Genomic DNA, 6,215 nt, shown 5'->3' with positions numbered 1-6,215 from the left:
CGATGCCAGCGATCGCACGGCTGAAATAGATCTTGAAATCAGTCAGGTCAAAACAACTGCCCGTATTGTCCTCGATCCGAGCGTAGATCGTCTGGGGGGAAGGGGGAACTATGATGTGGACCCCGCCAAGGATCTCATTGGTATCGTCAAAACTGTCTTGGTAGGTCTGGTAATATTTTATAGTCAACAAAGTAGGGTCCTGACCGCCCATTATGTTCGCATCATTGTCCGTCAGGTTGAAAACGCCTGCAGTGGTACCGTAATCGCACTGGTACAAATCAACTGGAGGGTTTGCTATAGGTTTGGGAACAAGAATAAGGTTAAATTGAGTAGTCGCATAACAACTTGGGACAGTATTATTTTCAACTCGAACAAAAATAAATTGGGATCCAGTAACAACATGCGGCTGAGATAAGGGGTTGGTGCCCGCTATTGCATCTGCTGGGTTAGCATGATAGGTTACTGTGTATTGAGCGGGATCCTGTCCATTAAGAATGGCGGTATCAAAAGTGGTATTTAAGTTAATAGGCTCTTGTCCTAGAACACCCACATCGCATAAGTAATGAGGGCTTGCAGGGGCCGTGGCAGTAGCGGCTGCAAAACTAATTTCAAAAAAATCTATCGCATAACACGTTCCGCTTGGTTCTTCTATACGTACCCAAATTATTTCAGAAGAACCAACTATAGGATATGCATTTGGAGGAATTATAGGATTACTATCATTAATTGCATCCAGTTGATTATTATGGTACGTAATCTCAAACAACGGATCTTGCCCACCCCGCACATCATCATCATTTTCAGTCAAATCGAAAATGCCGGGATTGGTACCGTCATCGCAGATATCAATATCTAATGGAGGACTTGCAATTACAGGTTGGGGATAGAAAACCACATCAAAAAACTCTGAATCAGTAACGCCTAATGGCAAATATATTTCTGCTTTGTAATTACCGGTGGTAGTAACAGATAATGTAGGAGAGGTTTCAGCTGGAATAAACGGAACGTAAATCCCTGATCCTATAGGGTTTTCATAAAACCATTCATATCCTAGAGCATTTGGATTTGTAGCATCTAACACCACTGTTTCTCCATCGCAAGCAGAGGTTTGCACAATGGAACAATCAAAAGCATCAGGATCACCAAACGTTAAATTGAAGACATCTGGAGTATTTGAAAATCTATCAACCACAATTATAACTTCGTCACCCGGAACCAAACTTAAAAACTGAACCTGCCCATCCCCAACAGCAGTTTCACAGAAATCGGTTGCTATAAGATTCAAACCCGTATCGTATTCACCAACGGCTGGCGCATCGTAACTAGCCCTATCAGCCACGCCAAGGTTATTACAGTCTGCGTTGACCCATACTGCAAAATCGTAATCAACGCTTCCTGTGGGTTCTATTTGAAATGTAAAATTTGTGGCCTGAATAATAGCCAACCTGAACCAAATGGTACGCGTTCCAGACAGAATTTGACAACCAGTGTCTATGGTTACTGGAGAAGGATCTATGGCATTGTTTTGCAAACCATCCTGACTGTCACAAATAGGAATGAGAATATCACAAACCTGAGCTTGAACTGTACTGAAAGAGATTAAAGTAAGTGCAATTAAAAGTATTAGTTTTTTCATTGAGGGGATATTAATGCTATTGGGGGCAATATTTTTTATATTTTATTGAACGGAATTATTTTTACCTCAGTATCATCAATTATGAAGCGTATCTCATACAATCCATTTTCTAAAAAAGAAAAGTCCGTTTTCAATATTTGAGAGTTTTCGTTTTTATTAATTTCTTTTATTAAAACATCTCTATTTCCTTGGGTTATTATATATTTTATGATTTTTTCTTCTGCAAATTCAAAACTTAAAATTGCGCTAGAAACTACCTCAGCGGGTTCCATAGAAATTGTTGTTTCATAATCTGAAACAGTTTTTTGTTGTCCATATATTAAAGAGAAAAAAAGAATAGCGATTAAGGTGGGGAGTTTTTTCATGTGCTTTAAATAATTTTTTTTGAAAATTAAGAAAATTTTATGAAAATATAAGGTTTAAAGTCTTAAAAATAAGAAGTTCGAGTTTTCAGTACCAAAATGCTATTGCGTATCTTTGCAGCCCTATATGAAAAGATATTTTAATCAATGGATTTAGAAAAACAACTGAAAGAGATAGAAGCTATGGGCAATGACCACATTGGCAGTTCTACAGAAACGCCCATGCGCCCTGATGCTTTTGAACTTAGCGATATTGAAAAAATTGCAAGTATTAAAAAAGATGTTCAAAATATTCTGCACACTTTAGGTCTCGATCTTAAGGACGACAGCTTGAAAGGTACACCTACGCGTGTAGCAAAAATGTTTGTACAGGAAATTTTTGGCGGACTGCATCCGGACAGAAGACCAAAGGCTTCCACTTTTGAAAATAAATACAAATACAAGGAAATGCTGGTAGAGAAAAACATTACCCTCTACTCTACCTGTGAACACCATTTACTTCCCATTGTTGGAAAAGCGCATATTGCCTACATTTCTAACGGATCTGTGGTTGGACTTTCAAAAATGAACCGGATTGTTGACTATTACGCAAAACGCCCACAAGTTCAGGAACGCTTAACGATGCAGATAGTGAAGGAGCTGCAACAAGTTTTGAATACTGAAGATGTTGCCTGCGTAATTGACGCAAAACACCTCTGCGTAAATTCGCGCGGCATTCGCGATATTGATAGCAGTACGGTGACCAGTGAGTTTGGCGGTGCTTTCAAAAATTCTGAAACGCGTAGGGAGTTTTTGGACTACATAAAATTAGACACCCAATTTCAATAGCATTTTAAAAGAAAATTAATGGGCCTTTATCAACAGCAAGAACTTTACATTTACAATTCCCTTTCAAAAAACAAAGAAAAATTTCTCCCAATTCACGAAGGCGCGGTGGGAATGTACGTTTGTGGCCCAACTGTTTACAGCAATGTCCATTTGGGCAATTGCCGAACCTTTCTTTCTTTCGATTTGGTTTTCAGATATTTAAAACATTTGGGTTACAAAGTTCGATATGTACGGAATATTACCGACGCTGGACATTTAGAAAATGACGGTGAAAGCGGTGACGATCCTATTTTGAAAAAAGCACGGCTAGAGCAATTGGAACCTATGGAAGTGGTCCAAAAATACACTGTGGATTTCCATACTACAATGGCGAAATTCAACGCCTTACCACCAAGTATTGAACCAACTGCAACGGGTCATATTTACGAACAAATTCATATTGTTGAAAAAATAATCAAAAAAGGTTTTGCTTACGAAAAAAATGGCTCAGTCTATTTTGATGTTGTAAAATTCAACGAAACCAACAATTACGGAAAGCTGAGTGGAAGGAAGCTAGAAGATATGATTGCCAACACTCGTGAACTTTCTGCACAGACCGATAAGAAAAATCCGCAAGATTTTGCATTATGGAAAAAAGCCGAACCACAGCACATTATGCGCTGGCCCTCACCTTGGAGTGAAGGTTTTCCAGGCTGGCATTTGGAGTGTACTGCTATGAGTACAAAATATTTGGGCAACAATTTTGATATTCACGGTGGTGGAATGGACTTGAAATTTCCACATCACGAATGTGAGATTGCACAAGCAGAAGCCTGCAATCATACATCGCCAGTGAACTATTGGATGCACGCAAATATGCTTACATTGAACGGGAAAAAAATGTCGAAATCTACTGGCAACTATATTCTTCCGAATGAAATGTTTACAGGTGAAAACGACATTTTGAGCAAGCCCTTCTCCCCTACGGTTACTAAATTTTTTATGTTTCAGGCCCATTACCGAAGTATTCTTGATTTCAGTAACGATGCCTTGGAAGCTTCGGAAAAAGGATTCAATAGATTGATGGATGCTTACAGAACGCTTTCTGAATTAAACACTTCAGAAAACAGCAGCCTTGATATCCAAAGCTGGCGAAAAGCATGCTACGACGCAATGAATGACGATTTCAACAGTCCTATTTTGATAGCGCATCTTTTTGAAGCAGTGAAATTTGTAAACTCTTTAAAAGAAGAAAAAGAAACCATTTCTGCAAATGATTTGGAACTGCTAAAGAAAACGATGGATGACTTCCTTTTTGATGTTTTAGGGCTGGAAAATAATGCCTCAGAAAATTCACAAGATGGCGAAAAACTTTCTGCCGCGGTTGAGCTTCTTATTCAATTGAGAAATCAAGCGCGTGCGAATAAGGATTTCGCGATGAGCGATAAAATACGTGACGAACTTGCTGTCAAAGGAATTCAGCTTAAAGACGGGAAGGAAGGCACGACTTTTTCATTAAATTAAGAAACACCCCCCGCCCCCCTTCAACGGGGGAGTTTTTATGAAAAAACTTTTCACATATCCATTCGTATTATTAATTAAGGGATATCAGAATTTCATTTCACCACTTTTGCCTTCTAGTTGTCGTTATACACCCACTTGTTCACACTATGCAGTGGAAGCACTGCAAACACATGGTCTATTAAAGGGCGGATGGCTTGCCACAAAACGAATAGCCAGTTGCAACCCATGGGGCGGTTCGGGTTATGATCCTGTTCCCCCGAAAAAGAAATATATAGACAAATAAAACATTTGATACGCAATACTTTTTCGGTTTTGCTATCTTTACACTGCTCAATAAAACCCCTATTATGCACTATTTAAGTTTTACATGGAATCCTTCTGAAGGGATTGATCTTGGCTTTTTTATGATCCGCTATTACAGTTTGATGTTCGTAGTGGCGTTCACGCTGGGCTGGATACTCACTAAAAAGATTTATGAAAGAGAGGGGCAACCACAGGAAAAACTAGACAGCCTTTTTATTTATATGGTCGTTGCTACTTTGATTGGTGCACGTTTGGGTCATGTTATTTTTTATCAGTCCGAACTTTTTGTAGAAGACCCACTTTCTATTTTTTTACCAATCAGCACAGTTCCCGAGTTTGAATTCACAGGATTTCAAGGATTGGCAAGTCACGGTGCAGCAATTGGAATTTTAATTGCCATGTATTTTTACACAAAAAATGTAATTAAAAAACCTTTTTTGTGGATTATGGACCGGATCGTAATTGCGGTGGCCTGTGGTGGCATTTTTGTGCGAATCGGGAATTTTATGAATTCTGAGATCATCGGGAAACCTTCGGGTGACTTTCCGCTGGGTGTTCGTTTTGTTCACGAAGGCATTCGCAAGCAAGAAGCGGTTCAAGCAACGGGAATTCAAAATCCGAATAAAGCTTATGACGCTATTGTACACAACCCACAGTTTTCAGAATTACTGAATTCCGTTCCTTTTCGCCATCCTGCACAGCTTTATGAAGCGGCGGGCTATGTGATTGTATTTTTAGTTTGCTGGTATTTATACTGGAAGACTGAACGCAGAAAGCAGATCGGTTATATTTTTGGAGCGTTTTTAATTCTTCTTTTTATGGTTCGCTTTATTGTGGAGTTTGTAAAAGAAAGTCAGGGCGGGTTTGAGTCTGCACTTGGGCTACTTTCCACCGGACAATGGCTTAGCATCCCTTTCATCGTAGCAGGAATCTACATTATGTGGAAAGCTTCAAAAAAGCCAATAACTGAATAAAAATTAATTACGAATTCACGAATAATTATTATTTAAATATTCGTGAATTCGCAGTCTTTAACATACATTTTCAATGAAAAAAATACTTATTTCTGCGTCTCTCGTCTTTTCAATTTTAACATTTTACAACTGCAAAGACGCCGTAAATTCAGAAAATAAAAGTCTTACCAAAGAAATAACTTTCACTAAAGAAGGGCAACTTACTTTATTGAAAGCTGAAAACGATTCAATAATTTCCACGCTCGATATTGAAATAGCTGACGATGAGTATTCAACCCAAACGGGCTTGATGTACCGCCACTCTATGGCCGAAAACCAAGGGATGCTTTTTGTATTTAACGATTCGAGACAGCGATCCTTTTATATGAAGAATACGGAAATACCATTGGATATTATTTATTTGAATTCTGATAAGGAAATAGTAAGTTTCCAAAAAAATGCCAAGTCTTTTGACGAAACCTCTCTTCCTTCCGAAGCAGCTTCGCAATATGTATTGGAAATAAATGCAGGGCTTTCTGACAAATGGAAGCTTGAACAAGGTGATAAAATTCAGTTTACTAAAAATTAGTTACGGTTTTAATTCTTAAAATCTCAAAATAGAATCTTTCC

General features: G+C 38.5%; 6 protein-coding genes and 1 pseudogene. 5 read left to right on the top strand and 2 right to left on the bottom strand.

Annotated features, from left to right (window positions below; translation table 11 throughout):
• Together ESU54_RS13345 and ESU54_RS13340 are read right to left on the bottom strand one after the other, a co-directional pair.
• Positions 1–1,636 (bottom strand): annotated as a pseudogene (locus tag ESU54_RS13345) (hypothetical protein); the annotation flags it as partial.
• A gap of 35 nt (positions 1,637–1,671) precedes the next feature.
• The gene (locus ESU54_RS13340; protein WP_111844155.1) at positions 1,672–2,001 is read right to left on the bottom strand and encodes a hypothetical protein; all 330 of its coding nucleotides are present in this window, start codon (positions 1,999–2,001) and stop codon (positions 1,672–1,674) included.
• Between the two features lie 144 nt (positions 2,002–2,145).
• Here ESU54_RS13340 and folE point away from each other — a divergent pair, with 144 nt between their 5' ends.
• The 5 genes from folE (at position 2,146) to ESU54_RS13315 (ending at position 6,174) form a co-directional block, all read left to right on the top strand.
• Positions 2,146–2,826, top strand: a complete 681-nt coding sequence (gene folE, locus ESU54_RS13335; protein WP_111844154.1) for a GTP cyclohydrolase I FolE — start codon at positions 2,146–2,148, stop codon at positions 2,824–2,826.
• Positions 2,827–2,844: 18 nt separating this feature from the next.
• Positions 2,845–4,329: a cysteine--tRNA ligase gene (cysS, locus tag ESU54_RS13330; protein WP_111844153.1), complete on the top strand. Its 1,485-nt coding sequence runs from the start codon at positions 2,845–2,847 to the stop codon at positions 4,327–4,329.
• A 37-nt stretch (positions 4,330–4,366) separates the two neighbouring features.
• A complete protein-coding gene (yidD, locus tag ESU54_RS13325; protein ID WP_111844152.1) occupies positions 4,367–4,612 on the top strand; it encodes a membrane protein insertion efficiency factor YidD in 246 nt (81 codons plus the stop codon).
• Between the two features lie 61 nt (positions 4,613–4,673).
• Complete coding sequence (gene lgt, locus ESU54_RS13320) at positions 4,674–5,606, top strand: prolipoprotein diacylglyceryl transferase (protein ID WP_111844151.1); 933 nt, start codon at positions 4,674–4,676, stop codon at positions 5,604–5,606.
• 73 nt (positions 5,607–5,679) lie between these two features.
• Positions 5,680–6,174 carry a DUF192 domain-containing protein gene (locus ESU54_RS13315; protein ID WP_111844150.1) on the top strand — a complete coding sequence of 165 codons (495 nt, stop codon included), beginning with the start codon at positions 5,680–5,682 and terminating at the stop codon, positions 6,172–6,174.
• The last annotated feature ends 41 nt before the right edge of the window (positions 6,175–6,215 follow it).

It is taken from the genome of Aequorivita antarctica, from assembly GCF_007997155.1.
Classification (GTDB): Bacteria; Bacteroidota; Bacteroidia; order Flavobacteriales; family Flavobacteriaceae; genus Aequorivita; species Aequorivita antarctica.
Note: the sequence above shows the minus strand (reverse complement) of the source record. Positions and strands in the feature narration are given on the sequence as shown.